The 17,764-nt window shown below is 57.3% G+C and carries 19 protein-coding genes; 10 read left to right on the top strand and 9 right to left on the bottom strand.

Features of this window, described 5'->3' with window-relative positions; translation table 11 throughout:
• Positions 1–40: 40 nt before the first annotated feature.
• Positions 41–274 (top strand): envelope stress response protein PspG, encoded by a 234-nt coding sequence (gene pspG / locus EPE01S_RS19065; protein WP_062748325.1) that lies wholly within the window; start codon positions 41–43, stop codon positions 272–274.
• 225 nt (positions 275–499) lie between these two features.
• Here pspG and EPE01S_RS19060 read toward each other — a convergent pair whose 3' ends face one another.
• The gene (locus EPE01S_RS19060) at positions 500–1,480 is read right to left on the bottom strand and encodes a quinone oxidoreductase (protein WP_062748323.1); all 981 of its coding nucleotides are present in this window, start codon (positions 1,478–1,480) and stop codon (positions 500–502) included.
• A gap of 101 nt (positions 1,481–1,581) precedes the next feature.
• Here EPE01S_RS19060 and dnaB point away from each other — a divergent pair, with 101 nt between their 5' ends.
• The 6 genes from dnaB to EPE01S_RS19030 all read left to right on the top strand — a co-directional run bounded on the left by dnaB (position 1,582) and on the right by EPE01S_RS19030 (position 6,684).
• Complete coding sequence (dnaB, locus tag EPE01S_RS19055; protein WP_062748321.1) at positions 1,582–3,009, top strand: replicative DNA helicase; 1,428 nt, start codon at positions 1,582–1,584, stop codon at positions 3,007–3,009.
• A gap of 199 nt (positions 3,010–3,208) precedes the next feature.
• Positions 3,209–3,688 carry an Lrp/AsnC family transcriptional regulator gene (locus EPE01S_RS19050; protein ID WP_062748319.1) on the top strand — a complete coding sequence of 160 codons (480 nt, stop codon included), beginning with the start codon at positions 3,209–3,211 and terminating at the stop codon, positions 3,686–3,688.
• 255 nt (positions 3,689–3,943) lie between these two features.
• Entirely contained in the window at positions 3,944–4,561 is a 618-nt protein-coding gene (locus EPE01S_RS19045) for a YitT family protein (RefSeq protein WP_062748317.1), read from the top strand.
• Positions 4,562–4,635: 74 nt separating this feature from the next.
• Positions 4,636–5,829 carry an amino acid aminotransferase gene (locus EPE01S_RS19040; protein ID WP_157076034.1) on the top strand — a complete coding sequence of 398 codons (1,194 nt, stop codon included), beginning with the start codon at positions 4,636–4,638 and terminating at the stop codon, positions 5,827–5,829.
• Positions 5,830–5,944: 115 nt separating this feature from the next.
• Positions 5,945–6,364, top strand: coding sequence for a secondary thiamine-phosphate synthase enzyme YjbQ (locus tag EPE01S_RS19035; protein WP_062748313.1), 420 nt, complete (start codon positions 5,945–5,947; stop codon positions 6,362–6,364).
• A gap of 2 nt (positions 6,365–6,366) precedes the next feature.
• Positions 6,367–6,684 (top strand): MmcQ/YjbR family DNA-binding protein, encoded by a 318-nt coding sequence (locus tag EPE01S_RS19030; RefSeq protein ID WP_062748311.1) that lies wholly within the window; start codon positions 6,367–6,369, stop codon positions 6,682–6,684.
• Positions 6,685–6,756: 72 nt separating this feature from the next.
• Here the strand turns inward: EPE01S_RS19030 and EPE01S_RS19025 are convergent, their stop codons facing one another.
• The 6 genes from EPE01S_RS19025 to EPE01S_RS19000 form a co-directional block, all read right to left on the bottom strand.
• Entirely contained in the window at positions 6,757–7,878 is a 1,122-nt protein-coding gene (locus EPE01S_RS19025; RefSeq protein WP_062748308.1) for a M20 family metallopeptidase, read from the bottom strand.
• Positions 7,878–8,633, bottom strand: a complete 756-nt coding sequence (locus tag EPE01S_RS19020) for a glutamine amidotransferase (RefSeq protein WP_062748306.1) — start codon at positions 8,631–8,633, stop codon at positions 7,878–7,880. Before EPE01S_RS19020 ends, EPE01S_RS19025 begins: the two co-directional genes overlap by 1 nt.
• Complete coding sequence (locus EPE01S_RS19015; protein WP_062748304.1) at positions 8,605–9,726, bottom strand: phosphotriesterase family protein; 1,122 nt, start codon at positions 9,724–9,726, stop codon at positions 8,605–8,607. Before EPE01S_RS19015 ends, EPE01S_RS19020 begins: the two co-directional genes overlap by 29 nt.
• 3 nt (positions 9,727–9,729) lie before the next feature.
• A complete protein-coding gene (locus EPE01S_RS19010; protein WP_161975975.1) occupies positions 9,730–10,731 on the bottom strand; it encodes an ABC transporter permease in 1,002 nt (333 codons plus the stop codon).
• Between the two features lie 18 nt (positions 10,732–10,749).
• Entirely contained in the window at positions 10,750–11,496 is a 747-nt protein-coding gene (locus tag EPE01S_RS19005) for an ATP-binding cassette domain-containing protein (RefSeq protein ID WP_161975976.1), read from the bottom strand.
• 376 nt (positions 11,497–11,872) lie between these two features.
• The gene (locus EPE01S_RS19000; protein WP_062748298.1) at positions 11,873–12,895 is read right to left on the bottom strand and encodes a LacI family DNA-binding transcriptional regulator; all 1,023 of its coding nucleotides are present in this window, start codon (positions 12,893–12,895) and stop codon (positions 11,873–11,875) included.
• Between the two features lie 344 nt (positions 12,896–13,239).
• Here EPE01S_RS19000 and EPE01S_RS18995 point away from each other — a divergent pair, with 344 nt between their 5' ends.
• Positions 13,240–14,190, top strand: coding sequence for an ABC transporter substrate-binding protein (locus tag EPE01S_RS18995; protein ID WP_062748381.1), 951 nt, complete (start codon positions 13,240–13,242; stop codon positions 14,188–14,190).
• Here EPE01S_RS18995 and EPE01S_RS18990 read toward each other — a convergent pair.
• On the bottom strand, positions 14,183–15,064 hold the full coding sequence (locus EPE01S_RS18990) for a ribokinase (RefSeq protein ID WP_062748296.1): 882 nt from the start codon (positions 15,062–15,064) through the stop codon (positions 14,183–14,185). The two genes, EPE01S_RS18995 and EPE01S_RS18990, sit on opposite strands and share 8 nt — an antisense overlap.
• Positions 15,065–15,090: 26 nt before the next feature.
• On the opposite strand from EPE01S_RS18990, the gene EPE01S_RS18985 reads away from it, so the two are divergent.
• Together EPE01S_RS18985 and EPE01S_RS18980 are read left to right on the top strand one after the other, a co-directional pair.
• The gene (locus EPE01S_RS18985; protein ID WP_062748294.1) at positions 15,091–15,936 is read left to right on the top strand and encodes a BtpA/SgcQ family protein; all 846 of its coding nucleotides are present in this window, start codon (positions 15,091–15,093) and stop codon (positions 15,934–15,936) included.
• Positions 15,933–16,580, top strand: a complete 648-nt coding sequence (locus EPE01S_RS18980) for a TenA family protein (RefSeq protein WP_062748292.1) — start codon at positions 15,933–15,935, stop codon at positions 16,578–16,580. The genes EPE01S_RS18985 and EPE01S_RS18980 overlap by 4 nt, the downstream gene beginning before the upstream one ends.
• A gap of 89 nt (positions 16,581–16,669) precedes the next feature.
• On the opposite strand, the gene EPE01S_RS18975 is transcribed toward EPE01S_RS18980, so the two are convergent.
• Entirely contained in the window at positions 16,670–17,722 is a 1,053-nt protein-coding gene (locus EPE01S_RS18975) for an NAD(P)-dependent alcohol dehydrogenase (RefSeq protein ID WP_062748290.1), read from the bottom strand.
• Positions 17,723–17,764 lie beyond the last annotated feature (42 nt).

Raw genomic sequence — 17,764 nt, 5'->3', positions numbered from 1 at the left:
AATAACTCCTTCAGAGTCCCTTTTTCTGGAGCGTACCGATATGTTAGAGATCCTGTTTGTCATCGGCTTTTTTATGATGCTGTTGCTGACCGGTATTTCGCTGCTGGGTATCATCGTGGCGTTACTGGTCGCCACCGTGGTGATGGTCGTTGGCGGCTTATTCGCGATTGTTATTAAATTGTTGCCCTGGCTGCTGCTGGCGATCGCTGGCGTGTGGCTGTACCGCGCATTCCGCAAACCTGCGGTGAAGGATAAACCGTGGCTATCCCGGTAATATCAACGAGTTGTAGAGTTTTTTAGCGGCGTAATGCGGCGTGGATCACATCACAGGAAATTGCTCAGTGCCATTTTGCAATTAAACATATTTTTTACTTATGAATTCTGCCAGGATGGCTTCACTGAATCAACACGCATTCATCGCCGCTGACCCTACACTCAGTGCGAACAATAAAAAGAAAGAAAAAAGGGCCTCCTACGGGAGGCCCTTACTATTTGTGGCTTACGGGATCAGCAGGCTGGAACCCCGAGTGCCACGCCCTTCCAGCACCTGGTGTGCATGCTGCGCATCGGCGAGAGCGAACTTCTGCGCTTCCGGCACGTCCACCTTGATGGCCCGGCTGGCGATCAGCGAAAACAGCTCGTTACTGGCCTGCACCAGCGCATCACGGGAGGTGATATAGCCGTTCAGCGAGGGCCGGGTGACATACAGGGAGCCTTTCTGATTCAGGATCGCCAGGTTGACGCCGGTCACCGGGCCGGAAGCGTTGCCAAAGCTGACCATCAGGCCGCGACGTTGCAGACAGTCGAGCGAGGCTTCCCAGGTATCTTTGCCGACCGAGTCATACACCACGCGCAGCTTCTTGCCGTGCGTCAGTTCGCTGACGCGTGCGGCAATATCTTCTTCACGATAGTTAATCGTTGCCCAGGCACCGGCATTTTTCGCCAGCTGGGCTTTCTCTGCCGAGCCCACCGTCCCGATCAGATGCGCGCCGAGCGCCTTCGCCCACTGGCAGGCAATCAGCCCGACGCCACCGGCAGCGGCATGAAACAGAAACACCTCGTCAGGCTGTACCACATAGGTCTGACGCAGCAGATAATGCACCGTCAGCCCCTTCAGGAACGAGGCGGCCGCCTGCTCAAAGGAGATGACATCGGGCAGCAGCGCTACCTTATCCACCGGCACGTTGTGAAGCTCGCTGTAGGCGCCGAGCGCTGACTGAGCATACACCACGCGATCGCCCGGCTTCAGCACGCTGACGCCCTCGCCAACGCGGGTGACCACACCGGCCGCTTCGGTGCCCAGTCCGCCAGGGAGCGGAGACGGATACAGGCCGCTGCGGACGTAGGTATCGATATAGTTAATGCCAATCGCTTTGTTCTCAACCTGCACTTCGCCCGGGGCCGGATCGGGCACATCAAAGTCGACCAGGTGCATCACTTCGGGTGCGCCGTGCTGGCTGATTTGTATACGTTTCGCCATGTTCACTCCTGTGGATTTCGCCGCGATGAGGGGGAGGACGGCAGCCATGCAAACGGGTATACTTGCGCGTCCCCCCACAAGATTTTTGGTATCGCATCACTATGGCAGGAAATAAACCCACCAACAAATCCTACGAAAAATCCGCTGAGAACCGTGAGCCGCGTGACCGCCAGATGGAAGGTCTGAAGCTGCCTCCGCACTCGCTGGAAGCTGAGCAGTCGGTGTTGGGCGGTTTAATGCTGGATAACGAACGCTGGGATAACGTTGCCGAGCGCGTGGTGGCGAAAGACTTCTTCAGCCGTCCGCACCGGATGATCTTCGCAGAGATGCAGCGACTGCTGGAGTTGGGGAAACCCATCGACCTGATCACCCTGTCCGAGTCGATGGAAACGAAGGGTGAACTGAGTATGGTGGGCGGCTTTGCCTACCTGGCCGAGCTATCGAAAAATACGCCAAGTGCCGCCAACATCGGCGCTTATGCGGATATCGTCCGTGAACGCGCAGTGGTGCGTGAGATGATCTCGGTCGCCAACGAGATTGCCGACGCAGGCTACGATCCGCAGGGCCGCACCAGCGAAGATCTGCTTGACCTGGCCGAGACCCGCGTCTTTCAGATTGCGGAAAGCCGTGCCAATAAAGATGAAGGGCCGAAAAGCGTCGATCAGATCCTTGAATCGACCATTGAGCGTATTGAGGCTCTCTACCAGACGCCGCAAAATGGTGTCACCGGCGTGGATACCGGCTATGGCGACCTGAACAAGAAAACCGCCGGACTTCAGCGCTCCGACCTGATTATCGTAGCGGCACGTCCGTCGATGGGTAAAACCACCTTCGCCATGAACCTGTGTGAAAATGCCGCCATGGAACAGGACAAGCCGGTGCTGATTTTCAGCCTGGAGATGCCCGGCGAACAGATCATGATGCGTATGCTGGCGTCCATGTCCCGCGTGGATCAGACGCGTATCCGTACCGGACAGCTGGATGACGAGGACTGGGCACGTATCTCCAGCACCATGGGGATCATGATGGAGAAGAAGAACATGTACATCGATGATTCTTCCGGCCTGACCCCCACCGACGTCCGCTCCCGCGCGCGCCGCATTTTCCGTGAGCACGGCGGCTTAAGCCTGATTATGATCGACTACCTGCAGCTGATGCGCGTGCCGGCGTTGTCCGATAACCGTACGCTGGAAATTGCGGAAATTTCGCGCTCGCTTAAAGCGCTGGCGAAAGAGCTGCAGGTACCGGTGGTCGCGCTGTCGCAGCTCAACCGTTCCCTGGAGCAGCGCAGCAATAAGCGGCCGATTAACTCCGACCTGCGTGAATCCGGCTCCATTGAGCAGGATGCTGACCTGATCATGTTTATCTACCGCGATGAGGTGTATGAGGAGAACAGCGAGCATAAAGGCATTGCTGAGATCATCATTGGTAAACAGCGTAACGGCCCCATCGGAACCGTGCGCCTGACCTTTAACGGCCAGTGGTCACGCTTTGACAACTATGCCGGTCCGCAGTACGACGACGAATAACACCACGCTGTGGTCGGCCGATAGCCACGTCGGTCGGCCATATCAGTGTTTGCCCGCCTGATAGTGCAGGGGCGACTCTTCTCCCGGTTGCCCCTGACGCCCACCCCGGCCATCGAAAAATAGTGTTGGACAACAACGCCATGAATGCGGTTATCTGTCTGTCAGCAGTCGCCTGAACTGACACCGGCACGGATGAATGATGACCCAGATTGATGATTTTGACCTTAAAATACTGACGTTACTGGAAGCCAATGGCCGCCTGACGAACCAGGAACTGAGTGATATTGTGAAGCTGTCGGCTTCCCAGTGCTCCCGCCGCCGCATTAACCTGGAGCAGGCCGGGTTGATCCTCGGCTACCACGCCCGGCTGTCGCCGGATGCCGTTGGCCTGGGCATGATTGGCCTGATCGAAGTCCGGCTGATCAACCACACGGCCGACTACGTCGAAAGCTTCCACCGCATGGTTGCAGAGCAACCCGCCATTGTCGATGCCTACAAAACCACCGGGGATGCCGACTACCTGCTGAAAGTGGCGGTGGCAGACCTGCCCGGTCTGAGCGCGCTGATCAGCCAGCTGGTCGCCGGGCATCAGAGCGTATCGCATGTGAAAACGTCGGTGGTACTTAACCGTCTGAAAGAGAATGGCATCATGTCGGTAAACGAAACGCCGCTGCGCTAAAACAGTGCGCGAGCCGCCCTGTTTTTGTGCATATTTGGTGGTTTTCATGCGCAGCTCACGCAGTTAATGACGAAAGTATGCGTAACATAACGGAATAACCCGGGTTTTATGCGCGACATCGACACATAAAGTGTCTGCTATTCAATGGGTTAATGTTTTGGCTCCTGCGGGGTACGCCTGCGACCAAAGTTCTGGTGCGATTTTTGCAATGTATTCAGTTATTAACAGAGCAAACATCACCAGAGAATCATTCCGATGGATAACGTCGCACCACAATCTGTAAAAATCCCCCATACCCTGCTGGAAGATGTGCTGGCTATCCTGCTCGGGACGCTGATGGTCTCGTTTGGCGTCACGCTGTTGAAGCAGGCCGGAGCACTGACCGGCAGTACCGCCGGTATCGCCTTTCTGATCAGCTATCTGAGTAAAGCCTCTTTTGGCCTCGCCTTTTTTCTGATCAACATTCCGTTTTACTGGCTGGCGGTAAAACGTATGGGCTGGGCGTTTACGGTCAAAACCTTCTCCGCCGTGGCGCTGGTGTCACTGTTCAGCCACCTGCACCCCTTATTCATCCATTTTTCCGCGCTGGATCCCTTTTATGCGACACTGTTCGGTAACGTGGTGATGGGGATTGGGTTTATAGTGTTATTTCGCCATAAAGCCAGCCTGGGCGGGATCAATATCCTGGCGCTCTGGCTGCAGGACCGCTACGGGATCCGTGCCGGAAAGCTGCAAATGGTGGTGGATACCTGCGTGGTACTGGCATCGCTGTTTGTGGTGTCGCGCGAAATGCTCATTGCTTCTGTGGCGGGGGCCGTGGTGCTGAATCTGATTATTGCGATGAACCATCGTCCGGGCCGCTACGCCGTTTAGCCCTGCCTGAACTGACCGCGACGTCCGCCGGGGCGTCGAAGGATATCACTGATTATTTAATGGAGACGTGCACCGTGTTTCAAAACGTTGATGCCTATGCTGGCGACCCTATTCTCTCCCTGATGGAGACCTTCAAGCAGGACAGCCGGGCGCACAAGGTGAACCTGAGCATTGGTCTGTATTACGACGCCCAGGGCGTGATCCCGCAGATGAAGGCGGTGGCCGACGCGGAAGCGTTGCTGAACGCGCAGCCACAGAGCGCTTCGCTCTACCTGCCGATGGAAGGACTGCCGCCTTACCGCAGCGCCATCGCCCCGCTGCTGTTTGGCGCGGAACATCCGGTGCTGAAAGCAGGACGCATTGCCACCATCCAGACGCTGGGTGGGTCAGGCGCGTTGAAAGTCGGTGCGGACTTCCTGAAGTATTACTTCCCGAATTCCCAGGTGTGGGTCAGCGATCCGACCTGGGAAAACCACATCGCCATCTTCGCCGGTGCCGGTTTTACGGTGAACACCTACCCGTGGTATGACGCAGAGACCAACGGCGTGAAATTTACGGCGCTGCTGGAAAAACTGCATACGCTGCCTGCACAAAGCATCGTTCTGCTGCATCCCTGCTGCCATAACCCGACCGGCGCCGATCTGACTCCTGCCCAGTGGGATGAAGTGACCGCCGTGCTGAAATCACGCGAGCTGATCCCGTTCCTCGACATCGCCTATCAGGGCTTTGGCGCAGGCATGGAAGAGGACGCTTACGCCATCCGGGCGATAGCGGCGGCAGGCCTGCCAGCGCTGGTCAGTAACTCGTTCTCGAAAATTTTCTCCCTGTACGGTGAGCGTGTAGGCGGCCTGTCGATCGTCTGCGATGATGCGGAGGAAGCCTCCCGCGTGCTGGGTCAGCTGAAGGCGACCGTACGCCGTAACTACTCCAGCCCGCCAAACTTTGGTGCGCAGGTGGTCTCCTGCGTGCTGAATAATCCTGAGCTGAAAGCCAGCTGGCTGGCCGAAGTGGAAGCCATGCGCACGCGTATTCTGGCAATGCGTCAGGCGCTGGTGGAAGGGCTGAGCCTGGCCGTGCCGGGTAAAAACTTCGACTATCTGCTGCAGCAGCGCGGTATGTTTAGTTACACCGGCCTCAGCGCGGCGCAGGTGGATCGGCTGCGTAATGAGTTCGGTATCTACCTGATTGCCAGCGGCCGTATCTGCATCGCCGGTCTGAACCATAACAATGTGCGTCAGGTCGCAGAAGCGATGGCCGCCGTGATGTAATCCCCCTGCCGGCCGGAGCAAACCGGCCGGCAGTCTCCGCTTTTTTACTTTTCAGGTTTACCTTTTCGCCACTTGCTGCACACTTAACGCATCGGTTTAGTTAAGGAGTCGTACTATGTGGTATCAGCAAACCCTCACTCTGAGCGAAAAACCTCGCGGTTTTCATCTGGTTACTGATGAAATCCTCAGCGAACTGCGTCGGTTAAGTGATGTGCAGACCGGGCTGCTGCATCTGCTGCTGCAGCATACGTCTGCCTCTCTGACGCTGAATGAGAACTGTGATCCGACGGTCCGCGCGGATATGGAGCAGCATTTTTTGCGTTCCGTACCGGAAAATGCGCCGTATCAGCATGACTATGAAGGGGCGGATGATATGCCTGCCCATATAAAATCTTCTCTGCTGGGCACCTCGCTGCTGCTGCCGATTAGCCGTGGGCGTCTGATGCTGGGCACCTGGCAGGGTATTTATCTGGGTGAACACCGCGTTCGCGGCGGCGCCCGACGGATTGTGGCGACGCTACAGGGGGACGATTAAGCATGAAGGTATCCGATCTACTGACGTACTGCATGGCCAAGCGCGGGGCAGAGCAGAGTGAACACGAGGAGTGGCAGGCGACGCAAATCAAAGCAGATGGCGTACTGTTTGCCATGCTGTACGACCTGAATGGCCGGCCTGCGGTGGCGCTGAAAAGCACGCCCGCGCTGGCAGAACTGATCCGCGATCAGCACAGCGACGTGCAGCCCAGTGAGCATCTGAATCCCTCGCACTGGAACACCGTACTGCTGGACGGATCGTTAAAGGATTCACAGATTTATTACCTGGTGGATGCCTCTTTTCAGCAGGTGCAGAAGTAACGCCCGGGCCAGAGGGCTGAAACAAGGGCGGCCACGGTCGCTCTTCTTGACCAAAGGTGTGATCCGGCCGCTTCAGGTCTGTCCCATCCAGTCCTGAATAATCTCGCCATACAGCCGCTCCGCCTCCTCCAGGCGAGACAGCAGGCAATATTCATCGGTCTGGTGCGCCATCGAGGGTTCACCGGGGCCGAGAATAATACAGGGCGGATGCCCGAGCGCCGGCAGCAGCAGCGAGGCATCGGTAAAGTAGGGCACAATGCTGGGTTGCAGCGGCCGGTCGTGCCGCGGCTGGCAGCGCTGATACACCTGTTGGATCCACGCATGCGCGTCGCTGCTTAATACCGCAGGCAGATCCACCAGGGTCGATATCGTCACCGTCTCTCCCAGCAGGGTGGTGAGCTGCTGGCGAATGGTGGCGTGCTGCAGATTAGGCGCGCTGCGGATATCCACATCAAAACGCGTGCGATCCGGCACCGAATTAATATTCAGCCCGCCTTCGATGCGCCCGACGTTCAGCGTCGGCTGCTTCATCAGCGGGTGGGGGGCTCCCGGCGAGAAAGTACGGATTTTACCGATGGCCTCTGCCGCCAGATAAATTGCATTGATCCCCAGCTCCGGCATTGCCCCGTGGGCGGTTTTTCCCCGCGTTTCACAGCGCAGCCACAGCGCGCCTTTATGCCCGATAACCGGGTAGTTCGCCGTCGGTTCGCCGACGATCAGCGCACCCACCCCGGGAAGCTGTCCCGCTTCAGTCAGTGCGCGGGCCCCGTCGCAGCCCGTTTCTTCGCCGCCGGTGAGCAGCATCACTACCCCGCTACCGGCAAGAATGGTCTGCTTTTCGCGAACGCAGGCGACGGCAAACGCCGCGATTGCTGCCTTCATATCGCTCGATCCGCGTCCGTACAGTCGATCCTCTTCGATCTCACCGAAAGGATCGTAGTGCCATGCGGCACTGCCGAGGGGAACCGTATCGAGATGGCCGGTAAACGCCAGCGGCTTGCCGGGCCCTGTTCCGACCAGCCGGGCGACCGCATTCCATCGACCGGTACCGAACGACGTCAGGCTGACCTCAAAACCCTGTTCACGCAGCCAGTCGGCAAGAAACTGCATACAGGCCGCTTCGTTACCCGGCGGATTGATGGTATCAAAGCGCAGCAACTGCTGCGCCAGCTCACGGGTGCTGACGGCTTCCATCAGCCGCGCTCCGTCAGCCAGTCAAGGCAGTTGATCCACAGCTGGCGGTAGCCCGGCCATCTGGCGAACTCCTCCGGCAGCCAGTGCGCCGACATATCGCTGGTCCATACCAGCGAGCGGCCCTGCTGATATTCGCGTACTGCAACCAGTGGATGCGCAGTCCCGGCAATGGTGGCCAGCAGTTTGCCCTCTGGCTGCATCTCGACTTCGTTATAGCCCAGCAGCCATGGCCATTCAGGAGGCAGATCGTTAAACAGAGGATGCGTTTCCGTCACACTGGCATAGCAGCCTTCCGGCGTTTCGATGCGGTCGTCCCACGCCAGGCACCTGACCGGTAGCACTTTCTCCACGGCAGTATTGCGATAGCGCGCGCCGCCGTTAATTCCCTGGAAGCTGTAATAGCCGCCAATCATCATCAGCGCGCCGCCGGCTGCGACATAGTCGTGGATCAGCGTCAGACGGTTAGCGGTTCGGCGGCTTTTCAGCCAGGTATCCGGGTGCAGCAGTAACGTGTTAGCCCCGATATCGGACAGGATGATTGCATCCCAGCTTTGCAGTTCCGCCAGCGTCAGCGGGAAATCGGTGGCTGCGGCATGGGCGGGCATATGGGTAATGGCGTAGTCACTGTCTGCCAGCGCGGCCATAAAATCGGTTGCTCCGCTGTGCCAGGTCGCTGTCGCAAACTGGTCGAAGCCTTTTACGTGCGTTGAGGTGCTGGTCCAGGACTCACCCACCAGTAAAATTTTCTTCTGCATCATTGTTCCTCTTTTGCCCGCCAAACACGCGCTGCGGATTTGCCATCATTAAGGTTTCAAGCTGTTCGCCGCTGACGCCGTGACGCCTCAGACGGGGAACAAAATGTTTAAGAATGTAGCCATAGCCATGGCCGCCGTAGCGGGTCAGCATGGTTTTCAGAAACACGTCCTGCGACAGCAGGATGTGATCAATAAAGCCGTCGTCAATCAGCTCGCGAATGGCGCGCGCGTTCTCCTCATCGGAGGGCGACTGGGCCGATTCATCGGCGTAGTAAAAGCTCATACCAATCATGTCGTATTCGAGAAATGCGCCGCGCCCGGCAAGTTCCCGCTGATACGTTTTGTCGGCAAAGCTGGGATTCATGTGGCACAGCACCGTATGGCGGAGATCGGCCCCTTCCTCTTGCAGAATATCCAGCACTTTGTGCCCCAGTCGTTCCCAGCCCGGAAGATGCACCTCAATCGGTACGCCGGTTGCCGCACTGGCACGGCCGGCGGCGCGCAGCGATTTTTCTTCATCAGTGGTAAAGCGACTGGAAACGCCGATTTCGCCAATCAGTCCGGCCATCACCTCCGGCTTCTCCTCCGCACCGCCAAGGTCGTAAATCAGCCTGTCGGCCAGTTGCTCCACGCTGGTGGTTTTCACCCATTCAGGATGTGACGGCTCCAGATACAGCCCGGTGCCCATAATGATATTCAGGCCGGTCAGGCGGGCGATGCGCTGTAGCGCTTTCGGATCGCGGCCGATGCCGATATTGGTCGGATCCACCACCGTTTCACCGCCCAGGGCACGGAACTTCATCAGCTCGTCGATGGCCACATCGACATCGAACAGCTGGCAGTTATCGCGGCTCATCAGCGGGTTGAGCGACAGCTCGCCGAGGTTTTCCATTTTCACCGGCATTTCGGCCAGATGACGATCGCTACAGCAGCAGGGCGGTACCCATTTGCCCGAGGCATCCAGCAGAATATGCTCATGCATCAGCGTTACGCCCATGTCTGCCAGCGGCAGCGGGCCCAGCACCGTCATCACATAGCCGCTGCGGATACCGATTGGTAGCGGCTCCGGGTGACGAAAAATCGAACCTTTCATCAGCTATCCTTTCGCTGCAGAGCGGGTAGGGTTGAGAATGCGCGTGTTCAGCCAGATGGCCAGCAGGATAATGGTGCCGGTGGCGATCTGGGTGTAAAACGGCGAGATATGCGACAGGATCAATCCGTTCTGGATAACCGCAATGGACAGCGCGCCGAGCAGGGTGCCAATAATGGTCCCGAAGCCGCCAAACAGGCTGGTGCTGCCAAGCACTACCGCAGCAATAACCTGCAGTTCAAAGCCTTCGCCCTGGTTGGAGGAGCCGCTGCCCAGACGGGCAGTGATGATCATCCCGGCCAGCGCTGCCGCCATACCGCTGAGGATATAGACCTTCATGGTGACGGCTTTGGTGTTGATACCGCTGCGGCGGGCGCCTTCAGCATTGGCACCGATGGCGGTTACGTAGCGGCCAAAGCGCATATGATTCAGCACGATATGGCCGATAACCAGGATGACGATACCGATCAGCGCCGGCATCGGAATGCCCATCACCCAGGCCCGCCCCATAAAGGTAAACAGGCTGTCGGCCGGGATCGGGATGGAATAGCCCTGAGTGACCAGCAGCGCCACACCGCGTACCACCGCCAGCGTGGCCAGCGTGACGATAAATGCCGGAATACCTTCATAGGCAATAAAGAAGCCGTTAATCGCGCCGACCAGGCCACCGAGCAGCAGCCCGCCGAGCAGCACGACCGGCCACGGCAGCCCCCAGTTGTTCAGGGCGATGGCCGAGAGCGCCCCCACCAGGGCAAGGGTCGACCCGACCGAGAGATCAATGCCGCCAGTGGTGATCACCAGGGTCATCGCCGTGGCGACAATCAGCAGGGGCGCACTCTGGCGGATAATATTCAGCCAGTTTGTGCCGCTGAGAAAGTGGCTGGTGATCAGGGAAAACACCACGCAGCAGAAGATGAAAAACAGCGCAATGCTGACCACACCCGAGTGGTTGTGCAGCAGTCGGCGCGGCAGGGAATGCCGGATCGTGCGGGAGCCGCTTACGTTCATGATACTCATCCTGTTACCTCAGTGTGCAGCCGCAGAGTGGGCGGTAAATTTCTCACCCACAATGAGATTGACGATATCGCTCAGGCTGGTGTCAGCCACCCGGCGATCCGCGACGTTGGTGCCTTCGTACATCACCATGATCCGATCGCAGACCAGGAACAGATCCTGCAGGCGGTGCGTAATCAGGATCACGCTGACCCCGCGCGCAGAGACGCGGCGGATAAGCTCAAGCACGGCTTCCACTTCCGCCACCGCCAGCGCCGCGGTCGGTTCATCCATAATCAGTACCTTCGGGTCGAAGGCCGCCGCCCGGGCAATAGCAATCGCCTGGCGCTGACCTCCGGAGAGGTTGCGGACCAGCATCCGGGTATCCGGAATCGAAATGCCCAACCCTTTCAGCATGTCACGCGCATCAGCGTGCATTTTGCTCTGGTCGAGAAACGGAATGCCGAGCAGGGATTTCATCGGCTCGCGGCCCATAAAAAGATTTCCAGCCACATCCACCGTGTCGCACAGGGATAAGTCCTGATAGACCATCTCGATATGACAGCGGCGTGAGTCCGCCGGATTGGAAAAATGCTGCTGTTCACCGTCGATGCGGATGGTACCGCTGGTGGGCACCACCGCCCCGGAAAGGACTTTGGTCAGCGTGGATTTTCCCGCGCCGTTATCCCCCACCAGGCCGAGCACTTCGCCCGGGGCCAGCTGCAGATTCACGCCGCGCAGTGAACGTATCGACCCGTAGGTCTTGGTGATATTGACCATCTCTACCCGAGCCGGGGCAGGTTGTGACTGCTGCATCTGATAACTCCCATCGGTGTGGCAGGGAAATGTTTGCCGTCCGGCGAAAAAGGCCTCATTCAGCACGGTTTACAGTCTAGTAAACCGGTTTACCTGCAAAATGAAGCTTTACTCTCACCCTCAGGACAAACGCTACAAAGATATTTGTTCGCCAGTCAGAACATTGCAGCTTCCGTGCCAGGCGCAAAATACTGCGTGCGCCGCCGATTTAAGTCTCTGTAATGCAAGGGTTTTAAGCAGGATTATCAGGTAAACCGGTTTACTTAGTATACTGAAAAGTAAAAAAAGTGATCGAAATTTGCGCCAAAACTGTGCAGTTTTGCGCCATTTTGAGACACGGTTAACATTGCTGGATAGAATCGCGGCCAATCCATTCGACGGGAAGACGTGTTTCAGCAGGGATATCACTCTCATTATTCAGCAGGCGCAGCATGATCCCGACAGCGGTGCGGCCCAGCTCCCGCGCGGGCTGGCGGATGGTGGAGATGCGTGGTTGGGTGAAGTCGGCGTAATTGGCATCATCGAAGCCCACCAGAGATAACGCTTCGGGAGCCTGCAGCCCGCAGGCGCGCAGGCCGTCGAGCAGTCCGAGCACCAGATAGTCACTGGCGGCGAACACGGCGGTAGGGCGGGTGGGCTGGCTGAACAGGCGCTGCAGAGCCTGCTGGCCGAACTCGCGCTGATACTCTCCGTACATCACCCACTCCGGCGGCCAGCTTAATCCGGCCTGCTTCATGGCGGTGCAAAAACCCTGATAACGCTCGCGCACGCTCATCAGTTCATCCGGCCCGCCGACAAAGGCAATGTGGCGGTGTCCGGCCGCGATCAGCTTTTCCGTGGCGATGCGTCCGCCCTGCACATTGTCCGCAAACACCTTGGGCACGCTGCTGCCGGGGATATCTTCATCCAGTAACACAATGCGCTGGTGGCGCTGGATCTCTTTACGTAACAATCCGTTATCCGGTCGGTTAGTGGTAAACAGCAGACCATCAACCTGGCAGGTATCCAGCCAGCGGATAAACTGGCATTCCTTGTCAGGGTTATTGCGGGTGATGCACAGTACCAGGCTGTAGCCTCCGGCGGAGGCTGCCTCTTCGGCGGCATCGGCCAGTTCGGCAAAGAAGGGGTTGGTAATATCGGGCAGCACGAGGCCGAGGGTTTCACTGCCGCCTTTACTCAGGCGACGCGCCAGGCTGTTGCCACGATAATCCAGTTCGCGAATGGCCGTTTCAATGCGGTCGATTGTCTCCTGCGGCAACACAATGCTGTGATTCATATAGCGAGACACCGTCGCTTTCGACAGTGAAGCCCGCCTGGCCACATCGGATAACAACACGCGTTTTATGCTCATTTTCCACGCCATTTTTCTCCAGGAAGGCTATCTGTAACATAAGTTAGCGTGATGCCAGTAGTCTTTTATCCGAGCCGGCTGTGGATAAAATAAACGCTTGACAAAAATTTCACAGCGGAGAATTGTATAACCAGTTTACCGCCTTACCCGGGAAGTCATTCCCAAACCGGCCAGACCCCATTTCAGTCGTGCACCGCAACGGACCGGATGCCGAAATGAGGGAAAAGCAGGTCTTTGTTGCAACCGGATCCTGTCCGGCGCATTCATCTGATATTTGCCCGCCAAAAAAAATCCCTCTGCGCTGCCTGGCGACGCGGACACAGCTGTTTTTCGCTCATTCTTTTTCGAGGGTACTGATGATGATATTTAACACCAGAAAATGGCATTTGATGGCAACGGCTTCGGCATTACTGGCTTCAGCTTTGGTGATTTCAGCGGCAAAGGCGGCAGATACTTATGCGCTGGTGCAGATTAACCAACAGGCACTGTTCTTTAATCTGATGAACAAAGGCGCACAGGATGCGGCAAAAGCCAGCGGTAAAACATTAGTCATCTTTAATGCTACCGATAACCCGGTGGCGCAAAGTGATGCTATCGAAAACTATATTCAACAAGGCGTGAAGGGCATTCTGGTTGATGCCATTGATGTGAATGGCATTATGCCTGCGATCAAAGAGGCCGCCGCCGCCAATATTCCGGTTATTGCGATTGATGCCGTATTACCGCCGGGGCCGCAGGCTGCACAGGTCGGTGTGGATAATAGCGAAGGCGGTAAAATTCTGGGCAAATACTTTGTTGAGTATGTTGGAAAAGAGATGGGTGGCAAGGCGCGCCTGGGCATCGTCGGGGCGCTGAACTCGGCAATTCAGAATCAGCGACAGAAAGGCTTTGAAGAGACGCTGAAAGCCCACCCGGGCATCACCATAGCCGATGTGGTGGATGGCCAGAACGTCCAGGATAACGCCATGACAGCGGCGGAAAATCTTATCACCGGTAATCCCGATTTGACGGCGATTTATGCCACGGGTGAACCGGCTCTGCTGGGAGCCATTGCGGCAGTAGAAAACCAGGGGCGACAGAAAGAGATTAAGGTCTTTGGCTGGGATCTGACGGCAAAAGCGATTGCCGGCATGGATGGTGGCTACGTGACTGCCGTACTGCAGCAGGACCCGGAAAAAATGGGGTCGGAAGCCCTGAAAGCGTTGAACACCCTGACGGCGGGTAAAAGTGTGCCGAAAACCATTCTGGTTCCGGCCACGGTGGTGACCAAAGCGAACGTTGACCGTTACCGTACGCTGTTTAAATGATGACTGACTCGCCGCGTGTCCCTAACAGCGCGGCGAGTTCAGCGCTCCGGGGGAAAGCAGAAAGCGTGCCCCTGCGGCTGACCGTTATGGCGGCAGCCTGACTGGCGTGAGTCAGGGCTAACGCATCGGGCGCCACGCCGCGCAGCAGGGCGGAAGCCAGCATCACCGCCAGGAAGGTGTCGCCCGCCCCGGTCGTATCCAGCACGCTGGCGCCGGTCGCCGGGCAGAACTGGCGCTGACCCTGGCGGATCAGCCAGGCACCGGCAGCCCCCTGCGTGATCACCAGCGTGGCAATGCCCTGTGGCTGTAGCTGTCCGGCTTCCGATTCGTTGACGACGGCGATATCAACCAGCGGCCACAGTTGAGCAAAATCCGGGTTGACCGGTGAAGGGTTAAATACGGTGGTTAAACCACGCGCTTTCGCCAGCCGGAACAGGGCACGGGTTTTCTCCAGAGAAAAATTCCCCTGTTGCAGCAGGATATCCCCGGCGCGGGCATCGGCCAGCAACGGCTCGATAGCTTCCAGGTGAAAAGCATCGGCAGCGGCGGTGGTGGTCATAATGGCATTATCGCCGTCAGCACTATTGAGAATAATTGAGGTGTCGCTATGGCGATAAACAGGTTGAGAGGGTAACAGCGTCAGGGATTCTTTGATGATCTGCTCGCGTATCCACGATCCGTTGCTGTCATTTCCTGTGGCGGCAATTAATCGCGTGTCGATACCGCAGCGGGACAATATGATCGCCTGATTCGCGCCTTTTCCGCCGATATCCTGCGACACTTTATTTCCATGAATCGATGATCCCTTTTGCGGAATATCCGCAATGGACCAGGTTTCATCGACGGTAATATTACCAGCCACATAAACACGCATCGTGTTTCCTTAAAAGGATGAAGAAGATGGTTTCTATCTCAGCAGAAAAAACTGACGCAATACAAGCTATTTTTTCACGTAAGAAAGCCGTGATAGGCGTTATTCACTGCGATCCCTTTCCGGGGTCACCAAAATATCGTGGTAAATCAGTGAAGGATATTATTGAGCGCGCCTTACGTGATGCGGAAAATTATATTAATGGCGGCGTTCATGGCCTGATTATTGAAAATCATGGCGATATTCCTTTTTCTAAACCTGACGATATCGGCCCGGAAACCTCTGCTCTGATGGCGGTGATCACCGAAAAAGTCCGTGAGCGTTTTGGCGTGCCGCTGGGCATTAACGTGCTGGCGAATGCCGCAATCCCCGCGCTGGCAACGGCGCTGGCAGGCGGCGCGGACTTTGTGCGCGTCAACCAGTGGGCGAATGCCTACATTGCCAACGAAGGGTTTATTGAAGGTGCGGCAGCCAAAGCCCTTCGCTACCGCAGCCAGCTGCGTGCGGAACATATCCGCGTGTTTGCCGACAGCCATGTGAAGCACGGCAGCCATGCGATTGTTGCCGACCGCTCAATCCAGGAATTAACCCGCGATGTCGATTTTTTCGAAGCCGATGCGGTGATTGCCACCGGGCAGCGCACCGGTGACAGCGCGACGCTGGGCGAAATTGATGAGATCCGTGCGGCAACTGAGCTGCCGCTGTTAGTCGGGTCCGGGGTTACGCCGGCTAACGTGTGCCAGATCCTCAGCCGTACCCAGGGCGTGATCGTGGCCAGCGCGCTGAAATCAGACGGCGTGTGGTGGAATGACGTAGAGCTGGCGCGGGTAAAACACTTTATGTCCGTCGCACAGGCGGTGCTGGAGGAGGCATGACAGAGGCATTCAGCGAACGTCTGCTGCGCGAGCACCAGCCCGCGTGGCAGGCCATGCAGCAGCATCCTTTCGTCACGGATATTGAGCGGCAACAGCTGCCGGCGGCGGTGTTTAATCGTTACCTGGTGTTTGAGGGGCAATTTGTCGCCACGGCGATCGCTATCTTTGCCCTGGGTGTCAGTAAAGCGCCGGATATTCGCTCACAGCGCTGGCTGATCGGCGTCCTCAATGCGCTGGTAGATACCCAGATCGCCTGGTTTGACGCTGTGCTGGCCCGGCGGCAGATCAATCCTGCCGACTATCCGGGCGATCTGCCCGGGGTTCGCCGCTTTGACGACGGGATGCGACAGGCGGCGCAGGAGGGCAGCTATGCGGAAATTATTACCCTGATGTTTGGCGCGGAATGGATGTATTACCACTGGTGTCACCGGGTGAATGAACAGACGCTGCAGGATGACGACGTGCGATGCTGGGTATCGATGCATGCCGGAGAGGCCTTTTACCAGCAGGCATGCTGGCTGAAAGAGGAGCTGGACCGCTGTGCAGATGCGTTGAGTGAGGCAGAAAAGCAGGCGCTTTCGGCGCTTTACGGCAGAGTGCTGCAGTGGGAGATCGATTTTCACACGGCGGCGTACCCCGGGTGAAGGGGGATGACGGGGCCGGCCGGAATAAAGGGCCTCCCCGTGGCAGCAGGGGCGGACCTGCTTTCCCGGTCCGCCCGTGATCGTCACCGTTACGCGCGCAGCGTATCGATATCAATGACAAAGCGGTATTTCACATCGCTTTTCAGCATACGTTCGTAGGCTTCGTTGATCTCGTTGATATTGATCATCTCAATATCCGAGACGATGTTGTGCTTGCCGCAGAAATCCAGCATCTCCTGGGTTTCTTTAATGCCGCCAATCAGTGAACCGGCAATGCTGCGACGCTTAAAGATCAGGTTAAACACCTGCGGTGATGGATGGTCATGTTCTGGCGCACCGACCAGCGTCATGGTGCCATCACGGCGCAGTAGCGTGATAAACGGGTTCAGGTCATGCTGTGCAGCAACGGTATTAAGAATGAAGTCGAAGCTGTTGGCGTGTTGCGCCATCTGGTCAGCATCCTTCGAAATCACCACTTCATCTGCACCCAGACGCTTCCCGTCTTCAATTTTTGACGGTGAGGTGGTGAACAGGACAACGTGCGCGCCCATCGCATGGGCAATCTTAACGCCCATGTGGCCAAGGCCACCCAGACCGACGATACCGACCTTTTTACCCGGGCCGACGCCCCAGTGGTGCAGTGGAGAGAAGGTGGTGATACCGGCGCACAGCAGCGGAGCAGCACCGGCCGGGTCCAGGTTTTCCGGAACGCGCAGCACGAAGTCTTCATGCACGACCACCTGCGTGGCGTAACCGCCAAAGGTGATGTCGCCGCTGATACGATCCTGACCGTTATAGGTGCCGACAAAGCCTTCTTCGCAATACTGTTCCAGATCTTCTTTGCAGCTGTCACAGGTACGACAGGAGTCGACCATGCAGCCTACACCGACCAGATCGCCCACTTTGTATTTGTGCCCGTGTGCGCCGACGGCCGTCACGCGGCCAACAATCTCGTGGCCAGGCACCACCGGGAAGATGGTGTTGCGCCATTCATTGCGCGCCTGGTGCAGGTCAGAGTGACAAACGCCGCAGTACATCACTTCAATCTGCACATCATGTTCACGCAGTTCGCGTGGCTGGTATTCAAACGGAGCCAGCTTCGATTTCGCGTCCTGGGCTGCATAAGCATGCGTAATATTCATTGGATTCTCCAGTTATTGATGATGTGGCGCAGTGGCCGTGAG

Origin of the sequence: Erwinia persicina NBRC 102418, assembly GCF_001571305.1 — a bacterium.
Classification (GTDB): domain Bacteria; phylum Pseudomonadota; class Gammaproteobacteria; order Enterobacterales; family Enterobacteriaceae; genus Erwinia; species Erwinia persicina.
The sequence above is the reverse complement of the archived record's forward strand: the minus strand, read 5'-3'. Positions and strand labels throughout refer to the sequence as shown.